Consider the following 18489-nt stretch of genomic DNA (forward strand, 5'->3'; position numbering starts at 1 on the left):
GAAGGCCTAATACAGGAAATAAAATACTATGAAAAAGCCAAGTGCTGAGAAGATTAAATCATTAGCTACTGCTGGTAGTAGTAAGTCTAGTTATTCAGGCCTTTCTGCGAGAGCTAGGTTTCTACTTAGTAAGGACGAAGGAAGTCATGTTGATTTCAAAGCTGGAATGGCTGGTATCAAAAGTGATGATATAGTTGCTTTTGCAAATTCAGTTGATGGAGGTGCGATTCTCATTGGTGTAGAAGAATACACCAATGAGCGTGGTGAACAACGAGGAAGAATTATTGGGTGTCCTATTTCGGATGAAAATAAGTTGTCGATAAATAATAAATCTCTTCAGTGTGTACCACCTGTATCGGTATCAATACACATCGAGAATAGCGCAGATGTACCGTTCTTTCGAATTGAAATACAGTCCAGTATCAATAAGCCGCATTGTACGTCAGGTGGAACGTATAAAATAAGAAAAGATAACCTTAATGTAGCTTTGGGGCCAATAGAGCTTCTTCAAGTCTTTTTAGAAAGTGAGGGTACGGGTTTTATAGAAAGGTTTAAACAAGCTACAACCGAGCTGCGAACTGAAATTTCTTCTCAGAACCAAGAGCTTATAGATTATGTCGAGAGTAGCACAGCAGACTTAGAAATCAATACCCGAAGGATTGTGGAAAATCTAGGGTTCGAGATGGAAGCTATTATTGACGACGTAAAACAGCAAACTGGCAGCTTAGAGTCACAGATGGATGATTTTGTGAATACGCTTCAGCAAGAAACCACTGATATTAAGGAACAACTTGAATTTGGGGATTTAAGAAGAGTTTTAAATGATATAGAATACAAGCTTACTCGTAACTCTTGGAAGTCAAATAAAATACTAGAGCACTTAGGTCTTGAAGACCCTGAGATAGAATACGAGAGGAAAAGATTCAAAGGAATGCTATCAGTATCAAAGAAGGTTTTTGGTAAAAGAAAAATTAAAGTTGATGATACTTATTTACAGGATTTGTTTAATCACAGCAGTCAAATTTTACAAGCAAACTATACTATAGAAGATGTTAAGTCTTGGTATGAGGAGGTTGATGAGAGTGACGAGGACTAGCCCAAATACATGAAATTTTGGCTGACATCTAATGACTTCAAATAAGTAATTTCAGCCAAAAAGTCCGTTTCCCACCTCTTGCACCCCGTTTGCTAGTCCCTTTGTACCGACTTCCTAACCCGAAGCACCCACTTAGAGACGAACGGAAATGGACTTTAAAAACTTCACCATCAAGGCGCAGGAGGCCGTGCAGAAGGCCACCGAAATTGCCGGCGGAAACCAGCAGCAGGCCGTCGAAACCGGCCATTTGCTGAAGGGCATCTTCCAGAGCGACGAGAGCGTCTTCTCGTTTCTGGCCAACAAGCTGGGCGCCAACCTCAACATTCTCACGCCGCGGCTCGATGCCATTGTGGCCGCCTACCCCAAGGTGAGCGGCGGCTCGCCCTACTTCGCCAACGACGCCGCCGCTGCCGTGCAGCGCGCCAACGCCGCCATGAAGGACATGGGCGACGAGTTCGTGTCCATCGAGCACCTGCTGCTGGGCATCCTCTCCGGCCGCGATGCCGTGGCCACGCTGCTCAAAGACACGGGCTTCAACGACAAGGACTTGAAGGCCGCCATTCAGGAGCTGCGCGGCGGGCGCAAAGTCACCAGCCAGAGCGCCGAAGACCAGTACCAGAGCCTGAACCGCTACGCCGTGAACCTCAACGAGCAGGTGCGGCGCGGCAAGATGGACCCCGTGATTGGCCGCGACGAGGAAATCCGCCGCGTGCTGCAAATCCTCTCGCGCCGCACCAAAAACAACCCCGTGCTGCTCGGCGAGCCCGGCGTGGGCAAAACCGCCATCGTGGAGGGCCTGGCCCAGCGCATCGTGGCCGGCGACGTGCCCGAAAACCTGCGCGACAAAGTCATCATGAGCCTCGACATGGGCCTGCTCGTGGCCGGGGCCAAGTACAAGGGCGAGTTTGAGGAGCGCCTCAAGGCCGTCATCAAGGAAGTGACCGACTCGGATGGGCAGATTGTGCTCTTCATCGACGAGATGCACACCCTCATCGGGGCCGGCGGCGGGGGCGAAGGCGCCATGGACGCCGCCAACCTGCTCAAGCCCGCCCTGGCGCGCGGCGAACTGCACGCCATCGGGGCCACCACGCTCAAGGAATACCAGAAATACATCGAGAAAGACAAGGCCCTCGAACGCCGTTTCCAGGCCGTCATGGTGGACGAGCCCACCCAGGACGACGCCATCAGCATCCTGCGCGGCATCAAGGAAAAGTACGAGCTGCACCACGGCGTGCGCATCACCGACGACGCCGTGATTGCCGCCGTGGAGTTGAGCTCGCGCTACATCACCGACCGTTTTTTGCCCGATAAGGCCATCGACCTCATGGACGAAGCCGCCGCCAAGCTCCGCATCGAACTGAATTCGATGCCCGTGGAATTGGACGAAATCCAGCGCCGCATCATGCAGCTGGAGATTGAGCGCGAAGCCATTCGCCGCGAAGACAACCGCGACCGCGAAGCCGTCCTCAGCAAGGAGCTGGCCGAGCTGAACGACAAGCGCGACACCCTCAAAGCCCGCTGGGAAAGCGAAAAAGCCGTCCTCACCGGCATTCAAACCCAAAAGGAAGCCATCGAGCAATTCAAGCTGGAAGCCGAGCAGGCCGAGCGCCAGGGCGATTACGCCCGCGTGGCCGAGCTGCGCTACGGCAAGATTCAGGAAGCCGAAGCCAAGCTGAAAGCCCTGCAGGACGAGGCCGCCGCCAACAAAGACGGCGGCACCATGCTCCAGGAAGTCGTGACCAGCGAAAGCATTGCCGAAGTGGTGGCCAAGTGGACCGGCATTCCGGTGAGCAAAATGCTGCAATCGGACCGCGAAAAGCTGCTCCAGCTCGAAGCCGAGTTGGGCAAGCGCGTGGCCGGCCAGGCCGAGGCCATCGCGGCCATTTCGGATGCCGTGCGCCGCTCCCGCGCCGGCCTGCAGGACCCCAAGCGGCCCATTGGCTCGTTCATTTTCCTGGGCACCACCGGCGTGGGCAAAACCGAGCTGGCCAAGGCCTTAGCCGAGTATTTGTTCAACGACGAGAATGCGATGGTGCGCATCGACATGAGCGAGTTTCAGGAGCGCCACTCGGTGTCGCGCCTCATCGGGGCGCCTCCCGGCTACGTGGGCTACGACGAGGGCGGGCAGCTCACGGAGGCCGTGCGCCGCAAGCCCTACTCTGTGGTGCTGCTCGATGAAATCGAAAAGGCCCACCCCGACGTGTTCAACATCCTGCTGCAAGTGCTCGACGATGGCCGCCTCACCGACAACAAAGGCCGGGTGGCGAACTTCAAGAACACCATCATCATCATGACCTCGAACACGGGTGCCGACATCATCCAGAAGAACTTCAAGGAGCTGAACGAGTACAACCACGAGGAAGTGGTGGACCGCACCCGCGACGAAGTGGTGGAGCGCCTCAAGCAGCACATGCGCCCCGAGTTCCTGAACCGCATCGACGAAATCGTGATGTTCCAACCCCTCAAGCGCAAGGAAATCCGCAAAATTGTCGACATCCAGTTCAAGCAAATCCAGCAGCGCCTGGCCGAGGCCGGCATCCAGCTCGAAGCCACCAGCGAAGTCCTCGATTTCCTCGGCGAAGCCGGCTTCGACCCGCAATTCGGCGCGCGCCCGCTGAAGCGCGTGCTCCAGCGCGTGATTCTGAACGAGCTGTCGAAAGACATCCTCTCCGGCCGCGTGACGAAAGATGCCGTGGTAGAAGCCGTGCTGGAAGACGGCGCGGTAAAGTTTGAGAACGTGGAGATGCCGGCGGTGTAATTGCGTTTGGTTTTGAGTGGGAAAGCCCCGCTGGCGTGAAGTCGGCGGGGCTTTCTTATGTATGTTTGAGTGGTAGATTGGTTTAATCTGAATCGCAAAATGAAATACCAGAAACGAGTTTTTGAACTTCACGAGCCAATAGGCTTTGGTCAATATTCAAAACTAACCATTCAACAGATATATTGTGGTGCAGCAGTTCTACCTGTAGTTTGGTGCCGTGAAATACTGAGAAGGATATTCTCGAAGCATGATTCTCCTTTCATGTCAACAGGGAAAAAATATTGTAGCCATCTCAGTGTATCGTTTTTAGGAAATCAAATGATTTTGAAGATAAAGGCAGGGCACGAATATATTGCTGCGATGGCCAGAATTGATTTAACTAATTTTGATTATCATACAGAAATAAATAATTTTTTGGCAGAATATTATTTTGGATTGCCTCAAAACGACCCGCAAGGTTCAATAGTAATGTATAGTGAGCAGTACTTCGAAGATATTTCGAGGGCTGGAATAGTTGATTACAATGAAGTGGTTGGTAAAGAATACTATTTAGAGGAGGATAGGTACTCATTGCATTTTGGTAAACCTTCTTACATCCATTGGTTAATTAAAAATGTTGAATTCTTTTCTTTGCGACCATCCGATTTAATTGCGTTAGCAAAGCTTGATGTAAATAGTTTTTTAGGCTTCCAAGTAAATAAAATTACTGAAAGTATATTACCGATACGTGCATTGATTACGAAAAGGAAAGAATTCACCCCTGATTCTCTGGTGTCACTGAATGAAAAAAAATGGCGGTTGTTTGAAGCAATAACTTACACTTTGAATTCCGAAGAATCATATAATGAAAATGACGAGACAGAATCTAAGTATAACTATTCTGATGGTTATGGTGGATACGTAAATGATAAACTCATAGATGACGCTTTTGATGGCGAACCTGAGGCATACTGGAATATTGATTAGTAAAAACGATATTGATTTTTTTATTCAGGCCGATTTTATTAGAAATCGGCCTGAATTTTTTGTCTAAAACGGTAGCATCACAGATAACTCATCGGGAAGCGGTTGACTATCCTGCCCTAATAAATTACTCCATGAATCATGGAATGCATTGGCTGACTCGTAGTAGTAGCCAATCTTGGCAGGGATGTGGTGATAGCCAAATTGAGTAAATGGATAATCAGCGGCTGCTTCCATAATCCTTGCTCTCATTTCTTCGGTGTGATGAGCTTTGGGTGGGTCCAAACCGAGTGTTGTCACTTGGTACTCATTCCCATTCTTAAAGATTGGGTGTGGCTCTACGTTAATAACATAACGTATTCCCGGAACAAGTCTTGGCTTGTCCGCTTCGCCTTTATATTCGGCGGTAGCTCGGATAGGATAAATCATGACCCAAAATTACTTGTTGCAGAACGTGTAATCTATTGTTTTCGAGTGCAATGGCTTCTTGTAATCATTTCCGTGGCTTACTTTGCTGCAACTGTTGTTGCTGTGTTTGTACACGCGTTTTAAGACACTCCCGCTACTTGCGCCGCTGGGGTGGTGGCTGGGGCGCGGGGGCGGCGGGCGGCCGGGGGGCGGGGGCAGCAGAAACGCCCGCGACTGGTACCGCTGGGGTGGCGGTTGGGGGGCGGGGGTGGGCGGCGGCGTCAGCAGAAACTACGGCTACTTGCGCCGCTGGGGTGGCGGCCGGGGGGCGGGGCGGCGTTACTGCATTTCTGCCAGAAACGCTTGCAAGCCAATGAGCGGTACGCGCGGAAAGTCAATCTGCCGCAATACTTCAAAGTGCCGGTCATTGGTCAGCAGGTAGTCGGCATTGGCCGCGATGGCTACGTCCACAAATTTATTGTCGTCCGGGTCGGCTTCGATGAGCTGCCACTTGAAGTAGGCTTCCTGAAAAGACGTATTGGGGGCGTTCAGCAGAATTTCGGTTACGCGCCGGGCAGTAGTGGCGGAGTAGTGAGCCGCTAGAGTCTCCTCGTATTCGGTGAGGATTTCATTGCTGAGCACCCACTCGAATGCCTCGCTGGCAAACAATTCGTACAGACGATGAAAAGGACTATTGCGGTTGAGCGACGCGAGCAGGCAGTTGGTATCAACGACTACCCGCTGCATCAGGAAGGAGCGTTGAGCATCCGTTCGTAGTCTTCGGCCGTGTAGCCGCGCTCGGCATCAATACGTTCCACTTCGGCCAGCATCTTTTGCGACAAATGCGCCACGATTACGCGGCGTAGTTCCAAGGTGTCTTCGTCGCTCATGCCCCGCTCAAACAAGCGCAGCAGGCTGATTTGGAGACTATTGAGTTTGGTGGGCTGAACGGGTGCGGTGGGTGCCATGACGAACGGGCAATGGATGATACAGCAAGATAACGCCGGTTAGCCAAAAAGGGTGCTTGGCGGTGTATCGTCAACAGAAACGCTCGCTATTGGTGTCGCTGGGGTGGCGGGCGGGGGGCGGGGGCGGGGTGTCGTCAGCAGAAACTCTCGCTACTTGGGCCGCTGGGGTGGCGGCCGGGGCGCGGGGATGGGGGTGGGCGGGTAGCTTTCGTTCGTCGTATCTTAGATGGACAAACGCCTGATGTAGTAGGCCACGATAAAATGAAAAAGACCGAGGACATACCCGCCGAAGTGTTGCAAGCGGCTGCGCGGCAAGCATCATTGCGGGCCGTGAGCGAGAGCCGGGCGCTGGGCCTCACCGTGACGGTTTACGAAAACGGCAAACTGGTGCGGATTCACGCCAACGGGCAGCGTGAAGTAGTGATAGACCAGTACCAGAACCCCGGCCGCAAAGCCTAATAATGGCAACGATTACCATTCCGCGGCTGCGCCTGTTTGCCGGTCCCAACGGCTCGGGCAAATCGGCGCTGCTGGATGAATTGCGCGGGCAGTTCAATCTGGGCGTGTATGTGAATGCCGATGAGATTGAGAAGCAGCTGGTCCGGCAGCGGTTCCTGCATCTGTCCGATTACCAACTGGCCGCGACGCAGACCGACTTTGCCGCATTTCTGGCAGGTGGGAAAACGGCCGTCGGAGCGCAAACCAGCCAGGAAATAGGGCTGCATGTTGCCGAAAATATTGTGGTAATGCAGCCGGAAGCAGCAGTGAATTCTTACGTGGCGGCCACGGTGGCCGACTTTCTACGGCATCAATTGCTGGCGGCCAAGCTCAGCTTCACGTTTGAGTCGGTGATGTCGCACCGGTCGAAGCTGGAGTTTTTACAGTTGGCGGCCACCACGGGCTACCGTACCTACCTCTACTACATTGCCACGGAAACCCCGGCCGTGAACGTAGACCGGGTAAGCAACCGGGTGAGCAAAGGCGGACACGGCGTTTCGACGGAAAAAATTGTGAGTCGATATGCAAAAAGCCTGGGCCTTTTAGTTGAAACTATGCAGCAGGTAAACCGGGCGTATCTGTTCGATAATTCGGGCGCGTCCATCTGGTGGTTTGCCGAATACGAGCCGGGTAAACTAACGACGATTGGGCCGGATATACCAGAATGGTTTCGGCGAGCTTGGATGGGAACCTGAAGACACTGTCGCTACTTGGGCCGCTGGGGTGGCGGCCGGGGGCGGGGTGAAGTGTACAAGAATAATCGGATTTTGAAAAATTCTTGTACAGAATCACACGATGGTTTGTACAAGAATAAATCGATTTTCGAAAATACTTGTACAAACTGCCGAAGGCCCAAGGCAGCGCAACAGCACATGGTAACAGTCGGGATGAATCGAATAGGGAGCATTCGTCGTATTTTTGACCACCCACCCATTCCAACCCGCATGGACACCGCCGCCATCACTGCCTACATCGAACTGAACCCGCAGGTGCGCTTCGGCAAGCCGGTGGTGAAGGGCACGCGCACGACCGTGGCCGAAGTGCTGGAAATGCTGGCCAACGGCATGAGCGCCGCCGACATTGCCGAGGACTTCCCAGCTATCGGCGCGGCGCAGGTGCGGGCCTGCCTGCTGTACGCGGCCTATAAGGAAAGCATCGTGCTGCTGGCCGCCGCGTAGCTGCTCATGCGCCTGCTGCTGGGCGAAAACATCTCCTGGCGCTTGGCCGCCTACCTGCGGCCGCATTGCGCGGCGGTGCTGCACGTTCGCGACATCAACCTGGACAACAGCCCCGATACCAGCATCTGGCGCTACGCCAAGCAGCACGGCTACGATGTGCTGACCAAGGACGAGAATTTCCTGCGGCTGGTGCTGGCTGAAGGCTTTCCGCCCCGTGTGGTGGCCGTGCAAAATGCCCAAGTGCCCGTGGCGAAGCTGGCGGAGTTCCTGCTGGCGCGGCTACCGCAGATTCAGGCGTTTTTGGGGCCGCAGACGGAGTTTGGGCTGTTGCAGCTGCGGCTACCGTGAGTAGAAACTAAAGAAACTTCCGCTACCCTTGCCGCTTGGGGTGGCGGCCGGGGCAAAGACTGTACGAGTGAACATGCATTTCGCCAACCCAGTCGTACACATTTCACTGCGCGGTTGTACGACTGCAAATAGATTTTCGAAATCAGTCGTACATACCTGGCCGGCCAAACCTGGGAGGGCAAAGGGCGGGTGGCGTGCTGTGGCCCACGTTTCGGAGGCACACGCCGAAAGTAGGGCGGGGCTGGCTGAAAATAAACCCGGCCGGAAACGGCGGCAATCGATACATTTAGGGCCTCACCAACTCCCATGCTCATGGCCGACGACGAACAGCCCGCCTTCGATGACCAACCGGCGGTGCCGCCCCTGCCCGAAATCAAAGCCTATGGCTTTTTGCAGGAGCAGGCCGAGCAGCACATCACGCAAGCCAAAGCGGTGGAGCAATACATCGAAGAGCTGCGCACCGACGCCCGCTACCGGCCCTGGTTCGAGCAGTTCCACCCCGATAGCGTGCCATCGTTCATTCAGCACTATGCGCTGGCCAAACACCGCGCCCTGGACCACGGCGAAAACGTGGCCCGCTGGATGCAGGAGCGCATCACCGAATACACCGACGCCGCCTACGTGCGGCTGTGGGATATTCAGCACAAAAAGCTGTTTGACCTGCAATGCCAGTGGCGCGCCGGGCAGCTGACCCTGCCCAAAATCGACGTGAGTGAGCAGTTTGAAGAGTGGAGCGCCCGCATCCACCGCTGCCCGTTTCTGGAGCCAATTTCGGCCGAGGATTTTGACCTGTATTGCCAGTTTGTGGCCACTACGCCCGATTTTGTGGCCGACGTGGAAGGCAATGAGTACACCGAGTGGCAGGATTACGACGAATTCAAGGAGGAATATTGCGGGGATGCCCACGACCTGAGCATCCCCGAGTGGTACCACTACTACAATGCCCACCGGGGCACCGCCGTGCTGTTGGGCCTGCCCAACCTGCGCGGAGCCAAGGAAATGTATTACCGGAAAGTGCTGCACGAAGCCGAACGACCCGCCCGCGAGCAGGCCCGGGCCGAGCGCGAAGCCGAGCAGGCCGCCAACCCGCCCGATGCCCGGCCGCGCCTGAACTATGCCGACCAGGACGCCCACTCGCTGGCCTTTGCGCGGCGCTTCGAGCCGGGCAAGCTGTCGCGCCTGCTGGAAACCTATCAGGAAGCAGATAAACCGCGTGAAGGCAGGAGCCTGAAGCGAGCCCTGGAAACCCTGGAAAACGCCCACGACGACGTGATTGAGATTGAGCACCACGCCGATTGGCGGCATGCCGTCATCAGGGCGGCGGCCCACTACCGGCGGCAGCGCCTGCTCGAAGCCCTGCCGGTGGTGTTTGAGGAGTACCAGACCCGGCAGGCGCTTGGCATTGCCCATCCGCCACTGACCGATTACGAGTCGAAGTTCAAAGCCTCGAAGTACACCAAAAAGCAGATTCTGAAAGCCCGCGCCCTGCTGGGCGAGCCCGAAGACTTTAGTTATTAAAGGTGGTCAGGAAGTCAAAAAGCCTGTCATTCCGAGTCGGAGAGGCAATAAGCCACCCGGTTTTTCGTGGTGGTACCCACGAGCTTATCTTTTCTTGATTACCCACCTCCCCATGATTGACGACGACGACGACGATGACAGCTTCGTGCCGGACAATGACAAACCGTACTACGACTTCAACCAACAGGAGGCCGACAAGCTCCAGCAGTAGGCTTACGTGGACGAGGCCGTGGCCGAGGACGTGCTGCACAACGAGCACTACGACGCGTTTTTTGAGCGCTTCCAGCCGGCGGTGCGGGAGCAGTTCGTGCGGCAGTACGTGAGCCGGCGCAACCTACTGGGCAACCAAGGGGCCTGATTCGGAACAGGCCATGACCCGGCTGCTGATGATTTATGAGCAGCAGGCCTACGTCCGGCTCTGGGATATTCAGCAGAAGAAGCTGTTTGACCTGCAATGCGCGTGGCGGGCCGAGCGCACCCCGGTGCCCGGTGTGGCGATTGGCGACGACTTCGGTACCCTCGCGATGGGCATTGAACACTGCGCGGCCGTGCCCCCATCACTCCCTGGCCCTCTACCTGGAGTGGGTGGCGGAGGCCGACTACGCCCAGGACCTCAAAGACGACCACGATATCCGTTTCGGCTGGCAAAAGCACGCCGACCTGAAGGCGGCCCTCGGGCCCGCGCCCTACGTGCCTCCGCAAAGCCTTGTTCACCGGGGAATCCCGAACTGGTACCGGTTTCACAACGCCCGCACCGGCCACGACCACCTGCTGCACCTGCCCGACCTGCGCGGCGCCAAAGAGGAGCGGTACCTGCAAGTGCTGCGTGATATCAGGGCGCAGCAGGATGCCGAAGCCGGCCCCCAGCCCGCCCCCGACCAGCGCCCCGCCCAACTCACCGATGTCGAACTGCCCATCCAACTGGCCGAGTTTGCCCGCCGCTACGAGCCGGCCCGCATCAACCGCTGGCGCGAGGCCTTTGAGGCGGCCCACCCCACGCTCTCGGCCGAAGAGCAGGAGTTGAACACCATCATTCACTTCGCGCAGGTCCTCGACGAGCCGCTGGCCATCGAAGCCGATGCCGACTGGCGCTTTGCCCTGCGCCGGGCCTACTACCACTTCCGCAAACAGAAGCGGCTGGCCGCCCTGCCAGTGGTGCACGAGGCCTACGTGCAACGGCAGGAATGCGGCATCAGTCATCCCTCCCGGCATTCGATTAAGCACTATGACCTGGCTTTCCTCACGCGCAGCAGCATCCTCGATGCCCGCAAGCGGCTGGGCGAGCCGCTCGACTTCGATTTCTAAATGCCGCGCCTCCCGGTTACTGCCGCCGGTGGCCTATTCTCCACTACCCGCATAGGCTTGTGACGGTAGCTGCGTACTATTGACCGGATGTTCAATGCTCAACAATTCGCTTGTTTCAAGCAGCTGGCAACAGAACCAGCTGGGAGTGCCATCGTTACGTTCGACCGAAGCCGACTTGATGATAAAAACAGGGGGCACGACAGACGAAGGCTATACGGGCTATTTCGTATTTATTTTTTTGCCGGCGTAATGCTTTATTTCGCACTTGGCCTTTCAATTGTGCTCAAAGATTGGCTGTTCTTCAGTAGTGCAGTGGTGGGTTTGGTGGGGTTGGCTTTTGGTAGCAAGGCGCTATTAAAAAATAGAGGTGGAATGTTCGTTGCCCCGCCAAATTTCGTATTTGATGACGACTTGCAAAGCCTCTTTATTTTGAATAACTCGTCGCCGGTTGGGCAGAATTCACATTATGAGTGCTATGCCAGTCGTGTATTAATTAATTAATTAATACACGAGTTGTTATTCTGAGTTCCAATGAATATTCTGATGAAAAAAGCCCCGCCAGCAATTGCTGACGAGGCTTTTTGGTGCTGTGAGAAACCTTACAAATAGCCGCCGGTCACCAAATACTCAACTGCGTCTTTCTGCACGACATCTACACCGCCTACCACGCTGCGGTTATGGTACTGGTTGTTCTTTTTTACCAGCATTTTGTAGGTCATGTCGCGGGCGCCGGGGTTGTCAGCCATCCAGGCATCAATGTTGAGGCTGGCAACGACCATGCCATCGGGGAGCAGGATGTCGCAGGTGGCAATGCCTTTGGGCTTGCTCACGGTGCCAACGTAGCCGATTACGGTGCCGCCCTGCTGAATTTCGGTGCGCTGGGTGCGTTTGTTGAACACAATCTGGGCCGTACCACTGCGTGAGCGCGTCACCGTGGAATACTCCAGCGGCTTGGTGTTGAGCTGGTCGGATTTTTCCTTGGCGTACTTGGCCGACAGCTTTTCGGAATACGCACTGGTAAACTTGGCAATGCCCGCCGGGTTGGGCTGGCCATCAAGCATTACTTCTTTGCTCACCAGGGCCTCGGCTAGTTGCTGCGCGAAGTTGAGCCCGGTTTTGCTCATTTCCGCCGTTTCGCCGCCGGGCTGAAACGTCATCATGTAGTAAATAAAGGTTTCGTTGTTGGGCAGCGATGTGATGGTGCCTTTGGTCTTCATCACCTCTTTGTCGTCGAGGGTGAGCAGCGTGAAGTCTTTCATCATCATGCTGCCCGTCTTGGTCAGCTTGGCCCAAGGCTTTTTATCCACGGTAATAACATCGCCTTTGATGGCCACATTCTGAGCATTGGCCGCCGCAAGCGTCAGCAGCAGGAGAAATACCGCCAGGTAGGCGCGGGAAACGAGTGGGTGCAGGTTGCGCATGAAAAATTAAAATAGCGGGTGAAAGTGTGTATAAATGTACTGTAAAATGAAAAACATTCTGAACAGTAGTTGAGAGGCCCATTGCCACTGGCAGCGCAAAAGCCGGCTGTCCCGCGACGGCTCAACGCGGTCGGGGTAGCGAACGGCAATGAGGAAGCTGCTCAGGACGAAGAAAATGGTTCCGCCAATATGCCACTGCCCGACAAAAGCGGCCAACAACTCGACTGTGCTGTTATTCGAACGGCCGGCCCGCTGGAACGGGTTACAGTGGAGAAAGAAGACCATAAACGCAGCCACAAATCGCACCCCGGCGCAGCCTCAGGATTGCAATGGGCTGACGGGCGGCAGTTTGGATTACTGGGGCCGATTCCACTGGCAACGATTGCAGGCCTGCAGCAGGTTTCTTGGCAAGAAAAAACAACATTTTCAGGGAGACTGTGCAAAAGACCAAAAAAGACAGCATCTTTGCCATCCCTTTCCTGAACTTAATCCATCTACTCAACAAGAAAGCCTGATTGCGCGCAATTTGTAAGGCTTTCCATCATTCCGCCTTCTTCGCTGATTTACACTTGTTGCCCTTGGCCGTTCGCGTCAGGGAGCAGCCGGGCAGTCTGTTTGCGCTGATTTTTACCACATTTTACCCACTTCTTATTTTTTTCATGCAGCATACCCTACCAAGTATCAATGCGTCGCCATGCCCACGCGTGTGGAGACGTGATTTATCGGCCAGGCACAATTGGAAGCCCTTTCTGGTGGTGGCCTTGGGCCTATTTGCCACTACGGGTTCATTTGCGCAAAACCGGACTTTTCCAAGGCCTATTATGGCCGAAAAAGTAGTCCGGCCCCTGGCTGCGGCTCCGGTTCTGGCCGAGTTGCCCAGCCCGCCCGTTGCCCGCCGTGGCATGGCGGCCATTTCCTCCACCGCCACGGGCGGCAACTGGAGCGACCCGGCCACCTGGGTGGGCGGCGCGGTGCCTACGGCCACTGATGACGTAACCATTGCGGCCGGAGCCACCGTGACGCTGGACGTAGCTGCTACCGCCGGCTCGCTGACCGTGGCGGCCACGGGCTCGCTGCTGACTTCGACCACCACGGCGTATTCGCTGCAGGTGGCCGGCAGCGTGACCAACAACGGCACGCTGGACCTGAGCAACAGCGCCACCATTGGCTCGGACCTGCGCTTCACGGGGGCGGGCAGCGTCACGTTTGGGGGCACGGGCACTACCGATTTGCAAACGGTGTCCCTGGCCAAGGCAGTCCGCGCCGATGTGGTGGACATGAGCCTGCCGACGCTATCGGTGAAAGGCAGCGCTACTTCCGGCGACGGCTTCCTTTCGACGCGCACCACGACCAATACCGTGGACGACATGACCGGCACGCTCAAGATTTCGGGCACGGCCACTATCAGCAACAAGGTATTTGGCAACGCCGCCGCCTACTTCATTCCGGCCACCGGGGGCTTTTGGCTGAATGATGCCAACTTCACCGTGGCCAGCCAGACCGGCTCGCCCACGGTGAATGGCTCGTTGCGCATTTCGACGGGTACCTACAACGTGGGCAACAGCATCGGCAACTCCATCAACTTCGGCGCCAGCTCGGTGTATACTCAGGAGGGCGGCACGCTGAGCACGGTGGGGCGCTTTACCAGCTTTACCAGTGCCACGGCGACGGTGGCCATGACCTTCACGCTGAGCGCGGGGACCATCAACGTGAGCACCGTGGGCAACGCTTCCGGCACGCCCTCATTCGGCGTGAACGGCACGACCACGATTTCGGGCGGCACCATCAACCTGGTGCAGCGCAGCACGGCCACTACCCCGCTCGACTACTACGTGGCGGGCACCTACACCTTCACGGGCGGCACCGTGAACGTGGGCACGGCCGCCACGGCCACCAATTTCGATTTCCGGGTGCGCGGCAATATGCCCAACCTGACCATCGACAACACCACCAACCCGAAAAGCGCGCTGCTCGCCGGCCAGACCAACCCCCTGGGTGCCGTGCTGATTAACGCGGGCACGACGCTGAACCTGAACGGAGCCGTTCTGCTGCAGCTCGGCCCAACTATTACCAACAACGGCACCTTGACGGGCACGGCCACCGGCAGCCGCCTGTACTTCCAGGGTACCACGGCCCAAAGCATCGGCGGCACGGGCACCGTTACCAGCCCCTTGGTGCAGATAACCTTTCAGAATAGCGCCTCGGGAGTGACACTGAGCATGCCCATTACCACGCGCAACGTGGCGATGTTCAGGGGCAACGTCATCAACGCCAATAACCTGACGGTGCAAAGCAACGCCACAACGTTGGCCGTGGTGTCTTTTGGCCTGACCAGCCCCACCGCTTCGGCCGGCAGCTTCGACGTTGCCCCGACCTTCGACCTGCCAACCAGTGGCCTGTATCTTATCTACAACCCCGAGCTGGTTGCTCGCACCACGGGCGTTGAGGTGCCGCCTTCGCGCAGCCTGTACTACGCCGATTTTAACAACCCGCTGGGAATAACGGTGGCCGGCGGCGACCTGACTGTGGTGGGCCCATCAACGACCAGCAGCTCCCTTAGCCTGCTGGCGGGCATTGTCACCACTTCGGTGGGCAACCGACTCATCAGCGGCAGCGCCACCACGGTAATGCCCGCTGGCTCGGCCACGGCGTACGTAAAGGGTCCGTTCGGTATTGTCGTCAACAGCGCGACGGCGGTGTCGCGGCTGTTTGCCGTGGGCGACGCGGCCGGCTTCCGGCCGGTGGTGGTTTCGGGCATCACGGCCGGCACCGACCAGCTTTTCACTGCTACCATCATCAATGGCACCACGGGCGGTACGGGTGTTTCGCCCGTCACCAACCTGAACCCCACGCGCTACGTGCGCCTCGAAAACTCCGCCAATCTGCCGGCTACGGCCCGCGTGCAGCTGAGCTACGGCGCCGATGACGTGGTGGGCAATGCCGCTACGGCAGTGGTGGCGCAGGCTGCAACGGCAGCGGGCGCCTACACCACCCGCGGCGGCGCGGCCGCCACGGTCCCAGCCACCGGCATCGTGTCGACGCTGGACCTGACGCCCGGCAACGACTTCTTCGTACTGGCCAATACCGAAGGTGGCACGCTCAGCAGCTCGGTAGCTGCCGTGTGCGCCGGCACCAACTCGGGCACGCTCACGCTGGCCAGCAGCGTGGGCACCATCGTGAAATACCAGGCCGACAATGGCTCGGGCTTCGCCGATGTAGCCGGCACCAACACGGGCAGCACCTTCGCTTTTAGCAACCTGACGTCTACCACCACGTTCCGCGCCGTGATTATGACGGCCGATAGCCGCACGGTGTATTCCACTTCGGTAACGGTGACCGTGAACCCGGCCCCAACCGCCACGCTGGCCGCCAGCACGGCTACCACGTTCTGCGGCCCCGGCACCATCACGCTGGCCACCACGCCGGTGACGGGCGCTACCTATCAGTACCAGCTCAACGGTGCGGACATCGCCGGGGCTACCAGCGCCACGTACACGGCCACGGTTTCGGCCAGCGGCAGCTACACGGTTATCGTGACCAGCGCCGCTGGTTGCTCGACTACCTCAACCCCGGTAGCCGTGACGGTGAACCCCGCCACGACAGCCACGTTTGCCTACACCGGCACCACGTTCTGCCAGAGCGGCACCAACCCCACTGCTACGGTAACGGGTACGGCCGGCGGCACCTTCGCTTCCACTACCGGCCTGAGCATTGACCCGACTACGGGAGCCATTGACCTGGCTGCCAGCACGCTGGGGACTTATGCCGTGACGTATAGCGTGGCCGGTACCTGCCCCTCATCGGGCACGGCTACCGTAACGGTGACCAGCGCCCCGGTGGCTGCTTTCTCGTACGCCAGCGCCTCGTACTGCGTGGGTGGCACGAACCCGACCCCGGCTTTTGCCACGGGCGCCAGCGGCGGCACGTTCTCGTCGACCACGGGTTTGGTTATCGACGCTGCCACTGGTGCTATCGACCTGGCGACCAGCACGGCGGGTACTTACACCGTGACCAATAGCATCAGTGCTTCGGGCGGCTGCGCAGCGGCCACGGCTACGGCCAGCGTGACCATCAATGCCACGCCGACGGCCACGCTCACGGCTGGCGGCGCACTCAGCTTCTGCCAGGGCGGCTCGGTGGTGCTCACGGCGCCGGCCGGCACGGGCAACACGTACCAGTTCCAGCTGAACGGCACGGCCATCAGCGGCGCGACGACGGCCTCCTACACGGCCACGGCCAGTGGGGCCTACACCGTACTAGTGACCAACGCGGGCGGTTGCCCGGCTACTTCGGCCGCTGCCACAGTGGTGGTGAATGCCCTGCCGGCTACGCCAACCATCAGCGCCACCTACAACGGGTTGAGCACCACGCTCACCTCGAGCGCGGCTACGGGCAACCAGTTCTATCTGAACGGCGTGCTCATCGCCGGGGCCACCGGCCAGACCTACGTGGTGAACGGCACCGTTGCCCAGCTGGGCTCCTACACCGTGGTGGCGACCAATGCCAACGGCTGTGCCTCGGCCGCTTCTACTCCATTGGTGGTGACGTCGAGCCGGCAGCCGTTGGCTGGCAGCTCGCTGCAAGTGTACCCGAACCCGACTCACGATGGCAACCTAAGCGTGGAGCTGACCGGCTACCGCAAAGCCGTGGAGCTGACAGTGTTCAACGCCCTGGGCCAGGTGGTGTTTACGACTACCGTGCCGGCTTCTGCCGGCATCACCACCCAGTCGGTGAGCCTGACGCAGTTGTCCTCGGGCATCTACACCCTGCGGGCCAAAACCGAAGGCGGCCTCGACACGCGCCGCATCGTGAAGGACTAACTCCGCAACGCTTCGCGCGATAAAAAAGCCCTGGCCGTATTGGCCAGGGCTTTTTTATCGCCTTATGCTTGGTTTCGGAGTGGCCGAATGGCGTTTTCGCCCAAGGCAAAAGGTCCTATTTGCCTGGTGTTGCTACCGGCTCGCGGGCTTTTTGCTGGGCAATGGCTTCGCGCAGGTAGGCCGCTTCCGCAAAATGGCTGGCGTTCAGCTGGCTGCGGTACCTGGCCGGAATCGAATGACCGGCCGCGTAGGCTTTGTCGATGGCCACCAGATTGGCCTTGCTGAACTTGGTGGCGTGCATGATAAAGCCCACCACCGTGCCCACGAGAATGGCCGAGCCGATGGGCGGCGAAATGGCTTCGGCGGCCACGGTGCGTTGGCCGGCGGCATCTTTGGAGGCAATGGGCAGGGCCAGTGAGATGCCCACGATGAACGGCACCGTAAACAGTATGCCCGCATACCGGCGCTTACGAAACAGCGAAAGCAGCGCCCCGGTGGTATCGGCGGCCGGTGTGCCGGGCTGGTATGCGGGCAGGTACCAGTCGTTGAAGAGCAGCACGGCCCCGGCCTCGGTGGCCGTTGGGCCGGGCGAAGAGGGCGTGGCCGCGGCCGGCGCCTGGGCAAAAAGCACGGTGCTGCCCAATAGCAGCGGCAGTAGCAGGCAGAAGATATAGCGCATGTTCATCACCAGCTATTTTACCTCCGGCGCCTTTACCTCCGGCGCCTTCACGGGTTTGTATTTGATGATGGGCACTTTGAAAAAGCGCCGCTTGAGCTTGCGCCGTAGCGACTTGGGCAAGTGCTTGCCAGCGGCGTAATCGGTGAGCACCTGCTCCAGGTGGCCGTTGCTGTAGTGCAGCATTTTGCCCACGCCATAGGCGGCAATGGGGCTGGCGACGAGAAAAACTGCGCCTGCATTGGGGGCGTCGTTGTTCACTACGTAGCTGTTGTTGGTGGTAGTAGTGCTGTTGGCCGTAGCAATACGCGCCGCGGAAAGGCCGGCCGCCACTATCCAGCTGGCTCCGCCAAACTGACGGGTGCTGTAGAGGTTGATAATGGCCTGGGCCGTGTCGTTTTGCAGATACTGGCCCCGCAGGCGCTGCTTGAAGGTTTGGGATGCGGCCGATTCCTGGGCCCGCAACGCGCCGTTGCCAAGGGTGAGGAGAACGAGTGGAAGAAGGTAACGTTTGGACATAAAAAGTTTAGTA

At 57.6% G+C, this 18489-nt stretch carries 19 protein-coding genes; 13 read left to right on the top strand and 6 right to left on the bottom strand.

Features of this window, described 5'->3' with window-relative positions:
• Nucleotides 1-28 precede the first annotated feature (28 nt).
• The 3 genes from J4G38_RS09205 (at nucleotide 29) to J4G38_RS09215 (ending at nucleotide 4820) form a co-directional block, all read left to right on the top strand.
• Nucleotides 29-1096, top strand: a complete 1068-nt coding sequence (locus J4G38_RS09205; protein ID WP_210516835.1) for an AlbA family DNA-binding domain-containing protein — start codon at nucleotides 29-31, stop codon at nucleotides 1094-1096.
• Between the two features lie 148 nt (nucleotides 1097-1244).
• Nucleotides 1245-3854, top strand: a complete 2610-nt coding sequence (gene clpB, locus J4G38_RS09210; RefSeq protein WP_210516833.1) for an ATP-dependent chaperone ClpB — start codon at nucleotides 1245-1247, stop codon at nucleotides 3852-3854.
• Between the two features lie 99 nt (nucleotides 3855-3953).
• A complete protein-coding gene (locus J4G38_RS09215) occupies nucleotides 3954-4820 on the top strand; it encodes a hypothetical protein (protein ID WP_210516831.1) in 867 nt (288 codons plus the stop codon).
• Between the two features lie 63 nt (nucleotides 4821-4883).
• Here the strand turns inward: J4G38_RS09215 and J4G38_RS09220 are convergent, their stop codons facing one another.
• The 3 genes from J4G38_RS09220 to J4G38_RS09230 all read right to left on the bottom strand — a co-directional run bounded on the left by J4G38_RS09220 (nucleotide 4884) and on the right by J4G38_RS09230 (nucleotide 6193).
• Nucleotides 4884-5246: a hypothetical protein gene (locus J4G38_RS09220; protein ID WP_210516829.1), complete on the bottom strand. Its 363-nt coding sequence runs from the start codon at nucleotides 5244-5246 to the stop codon at nucleotides 4884-4886.
• A 318-nt stretch (nucleotides 5247-5564) separates the two neighbouring features.
• A complete protein-coding gene (locus tag J4G38_RS09225; protein ID WP_210516827.1) occupies nucleotides 5565-5972 on the bottom strand; it encodes a putative toxin-antitoxin system toxin component, PIN family in 408 nt (135 codons plus the stop codon).
• Entirely contained in the window at nucleotides 5972-6193 is a 222-nt protein-coding gene (locus J4G38_RS09230; RefSeq protein WP_210516826.1) for a hypothetical protein, read from the bottom strand. Before J4G38_RS09230 ends, J4G38_RS09225 begins: the two co-directional genes overlap by 1 nt.
• A gap of 261 nt (nucleotides 6194-6454) precedes the next feature.
• On the opposite strand from J4G38_RS09230, the gene J4G38_RS09235 reads away from it, so the two are divergent.
• The 8 genes from J4G38_RS09235 to J4G38_RS09270 all read left to right on the top strand — a co-directional run bounded on the left by J4G38_RS09235 (nucleotide 6455) and on the right by J4G38_RS09270 (nucleotide 11541).
• On the top strand, nucleotides 6455-6652 hold the full coding sequence (locus J4G38_RS09235) for a hypothetical protein (RefSeq protein WP_210516825.1): 198 nt from the start codon (nucleotides 6455-6457) through the stop codon (nucleotides 6650-6652).
• 2 nt (nucleotides 6653-6654) lie between these two features.
• Nucleotides 6655-7386, top strand: a complete 732-nt coding sequence (locus J4G38_RS09240; protein WP_210516823.1) for a hypothetical protein — start codon at nucleotides 6655-6657, stop codon at nucleotides 7384-7386.
• A 249-nt stretch (nucleotides 7387-7635) separates the two neighbouring features.
• Nucleotides 7636-7869 carry a DUF433 domain-containing protein gene (locus J4G38_RS09245; RefSeq protein WP_210516822.1) on the top strand — a complete coding sequence of 78 codons (234 nt, stop codon included), beginning with the start codon at nucleotides 7636-7638 and terminating at the stop codon, nucleotides 7867-7869.
• A 6-nt stretch (nucleotides 7870-7875) separates the two neighbouring features.
• A complete protein-coding gene (locus J4G38_RS09250; RefSeq protein WP_210516820.1) occupies nucleotides 7876-8217 on the top strand; it encodes a DUF5615 family PIN-like protein in 342 nt (113 codons plus the stop codon).
• Nucleotides 8218-8529: 312 nt separating this feature from the next.
• Nucleotides 8530-9735 (top strand): hypothetical protein, encoded by a 1206-nt coding sequence (locus J4G38_RS09255; RefSeq protein ID WP_210516818.1) that lies wholly within the window; start codon nucleotides 8530-8532, stop codon nucleotides 9733-9735.
• Between the two features lie 217 nt (nucleotides 9736-9952).
• The gene (locus tag J4G38_RS09260) at nucleotides 9953-10093 is read left to right on the top strand and encodes a hypothetical protein (RefSeq protein ID WP_210516816.1); all 141 of its coding nucleotides are present in this window, start codon (nucleotides 9953-9955) and stop codon (nucleotides 10091-10093) included.
• Nucleotides 10094-10266: 173 nt separating this feature from the next.
• Nucleotides 10267-11040 (top strand): hypothetical protein, encoded by a 774-nt coding sequence (locus J4G38_RS09265; RefSeq protein ID WP_210516814.1) that lies wholly within the window; start codon nucleotides 10267-10269, stop codon nucleotides 11038-11040.
• A gap of 87 nt (nucleotides 11041-11127) precedes the next feature.
• Nucleotides 11128-11541 (top strand): hypothetical protein, encoded by a 414-nt coding sequence (locus tag J4G38_RS09270; protein WP_210516812.1) that lies wholly within the window; start codon nucleotides 11128-11130, stop codon nucleotides 11539-11541.
• 98 nt (nucleotides 11542-11639) lie between these two features.
• Here J4G38_RS09270 and J4G38_RS09275 read toward each other — a convergent pair whose 3' ends face one another.
• Nucleotides 11640-12461: a hypothetical protein gene (locus J4G38_RS09275; protein WP_210516810.1), complete on the bottom strand. Its 822-nt coding sequence runs from the start codon at nucleotides 12459-12461 to the stop codon at nucleotides 11640-11642.
• A gap of 226 nt (nucleotides 12462-12687) precedes the next feature.
• Between J4G38_RS09275 and J4G38_RS09280 the strand changes: the two genes are divergently transcribed.
• Complete coding sequence (locus J4G38_RS09280) at nucleotides 12688-12993, top strand: hypothetical protein (RefSeq protein WP_210516808.1); 306 nt, start codon at nucleotides 12688-12690, stop codon at nucleotides 12991-12993.
• 289 nt (nucleotides 12994-13282) lie between these two features.
• Complete coding sequence (locus J4G38_RS09285) at nucleotides 13283-17281, top strand: beta strand repeat-containing protein (RefSeq protein WP_210516807.1); 3999 nt, start codon at nucleotides 13283-13285, stop codon at nucleotides 17279-17281.
• A 115-nt stretch (nucleotides 17282-17396) separates the two neighbouring features.
• Here the strand turns inward: J4G38_RS09285 and J4G38_RS09290 are convergent, their stop codons facing one another.
• Together J4G38_RS09290 and J4G38_RS09295 are read right to left on the bottom strand one after the other, a co-directional pair.
• Complete coding sequence (locus tag J4G38_RS09290; protein ID WP_210516805.1) at nucleotides 17397-17960, bottom strand: hypothetical protein; 564 nt, start codon at nucleotides 17958-17960, stop codon at nucleotides 17397-17399.
• Nucleotides 17961-17972: 12 nt separating this feature from the next.
• Nucleotides 17973-18476, bottom strand: coding sequence for a hypothetical protein (locus tag J4G38_RS09295; RefSeq protein WP_210516803.1), 504 nt, complete (start codon nucleotides 18474-18476; stop codon nucleotides 17973-17975).
• Nucleotides 18477-18489 lie beyond the last annotated feature (13 nt).

The organism is Hymenobacter terricola (assembly GCF_017921975.2).
Classification (GTDB): domain Bacteria; phylum Bacteroidota; class Bacteroidia; order Cytophagales; family Hymenobacteraceae; genus Hymenobacter; species Hymenobacter terricola.

What these genes read in the sequence shown, in the direction of transcription:
- J4G38_RS09205 (WP_210516835.1), top strand. Translation starts at nt 29, where the DNA reads ATGAAAAAGCCAAGTGCTGAGAAGATTAAATCATTAGCTACTGCTGGT.
- clpB (WP_210516833.1), top strand. Translation starts at nt 1,245, where the DNA reads ATGGACTTTAAAAACTTCACCATCAAGGCGCAGGAGGCCGTGCAGAAG.
- J4G38_RS09215 (WP_210516831.1), top strand. Translation starts at nt 3,954, where the DNA reads ATGAAATACCAGAAACGAGTTTTTGAACTTCACGAGCCAATAGGCTTT.
- J4G38_RS09220 (WP_210516829.1), bottom strand. Translation starts at nt 5,246, where the DNA reads ATGATTTATCCTATCCGAGCTACCGCCGAATATAAAGGCGAAGCGGAC.
- J4G38_RS09225 (WP_210516827.1), bottom strand. Translation starts at nt 5,972, where the DNA reads ATGCAGCGGGTAGTCGTTGATACCAACTGCCTGCTCGCGTCGCTCAAC.
- J4G38_RS09230 (WP_210516826.1), bottom strand. Translation starts at nt 6,193, where the DNA reads ATGGCACCCACCGCACCCGTTCAGCCCACCAAACTCAATAGTCTCCAA.
- J4G38_RS09235 (WP_210516825.1), top strand. Translation starts at nt 6,455, where the DNA reads ATGAAAAAGACCGAGGACATACCCGCCGAAGTGTTGCAAGCGGCTGCG.
- J4G38_RS09240 (WP_210516823.1), top strand. Translation starts at nt 6,655, where the DNA reads ATGGCAACGATTACCATTCCGCGGCTGCGCCTGTTTGCCGGTCCCAAC.
- J4G38_RS09245 (WP_210516822.1), top strand. Translation starts at nt 7,636, where the DNA reads ATGGACACCGCCGCCATCACTGCCTACATCGAACTGAACCCGCAGGTG.
- J4G38_RS09250 (WP_210516820.1), top strand. Translation starts at nt 7,876, where the DNA reads ATGCGCCTGCTGCTGGGCGAAAACATCTCCTGGCGCTTGGCCGCCTAC.
- J4G38_RS09255 (WP_210516818.1), top strand. Translation starts at nt 8,530, where the DNA reads ATGGCCGACGACGAACAGCCCGCCTTCGATGACCAACCGGCGGTGCCG.
- J4G38_RS09270 (WP_210516812.1), top strand. Translation starts at nt 11,128, where the DNA reads ATGTTCAATGCTCAACAATTCGCTTGTTTCAAGCAGCTGGCAACAGAA.
- J4G38_RS09275 (WP_210516810.1), bottom strand. Translation starts at nt 12,461, where the DNA reads ATGCGCAACCTGCACCCACTCGTTTCCCGCGCCTACCTGGCGGTATTT.
- J4G38_RS09285 (WP_210516807.1), top strand. Translation starts at nt 13,283, where the DNA reads ATGGCCGAAAAAGTAGTCCGGCCCCTGGCTGCGGCTCCGGTTCTGGCC.
- J4G38_RS09290 (WP_210516805.1), bottom strand. Translation starts at nt 17,960, where the DNA reads ATGCGCTATATCTTCTGCCTGCTACTGCCGCTGCTATTGGGCAGCACC.
- J4G38_RS09295 (WP_210516803.1), bottom strand. Translation starts at nt 18,476, where the DNA reads ATGTCCAAACGTTACCTTCTTCCACTCGTTCTCCTCACCCTTGGCAAC.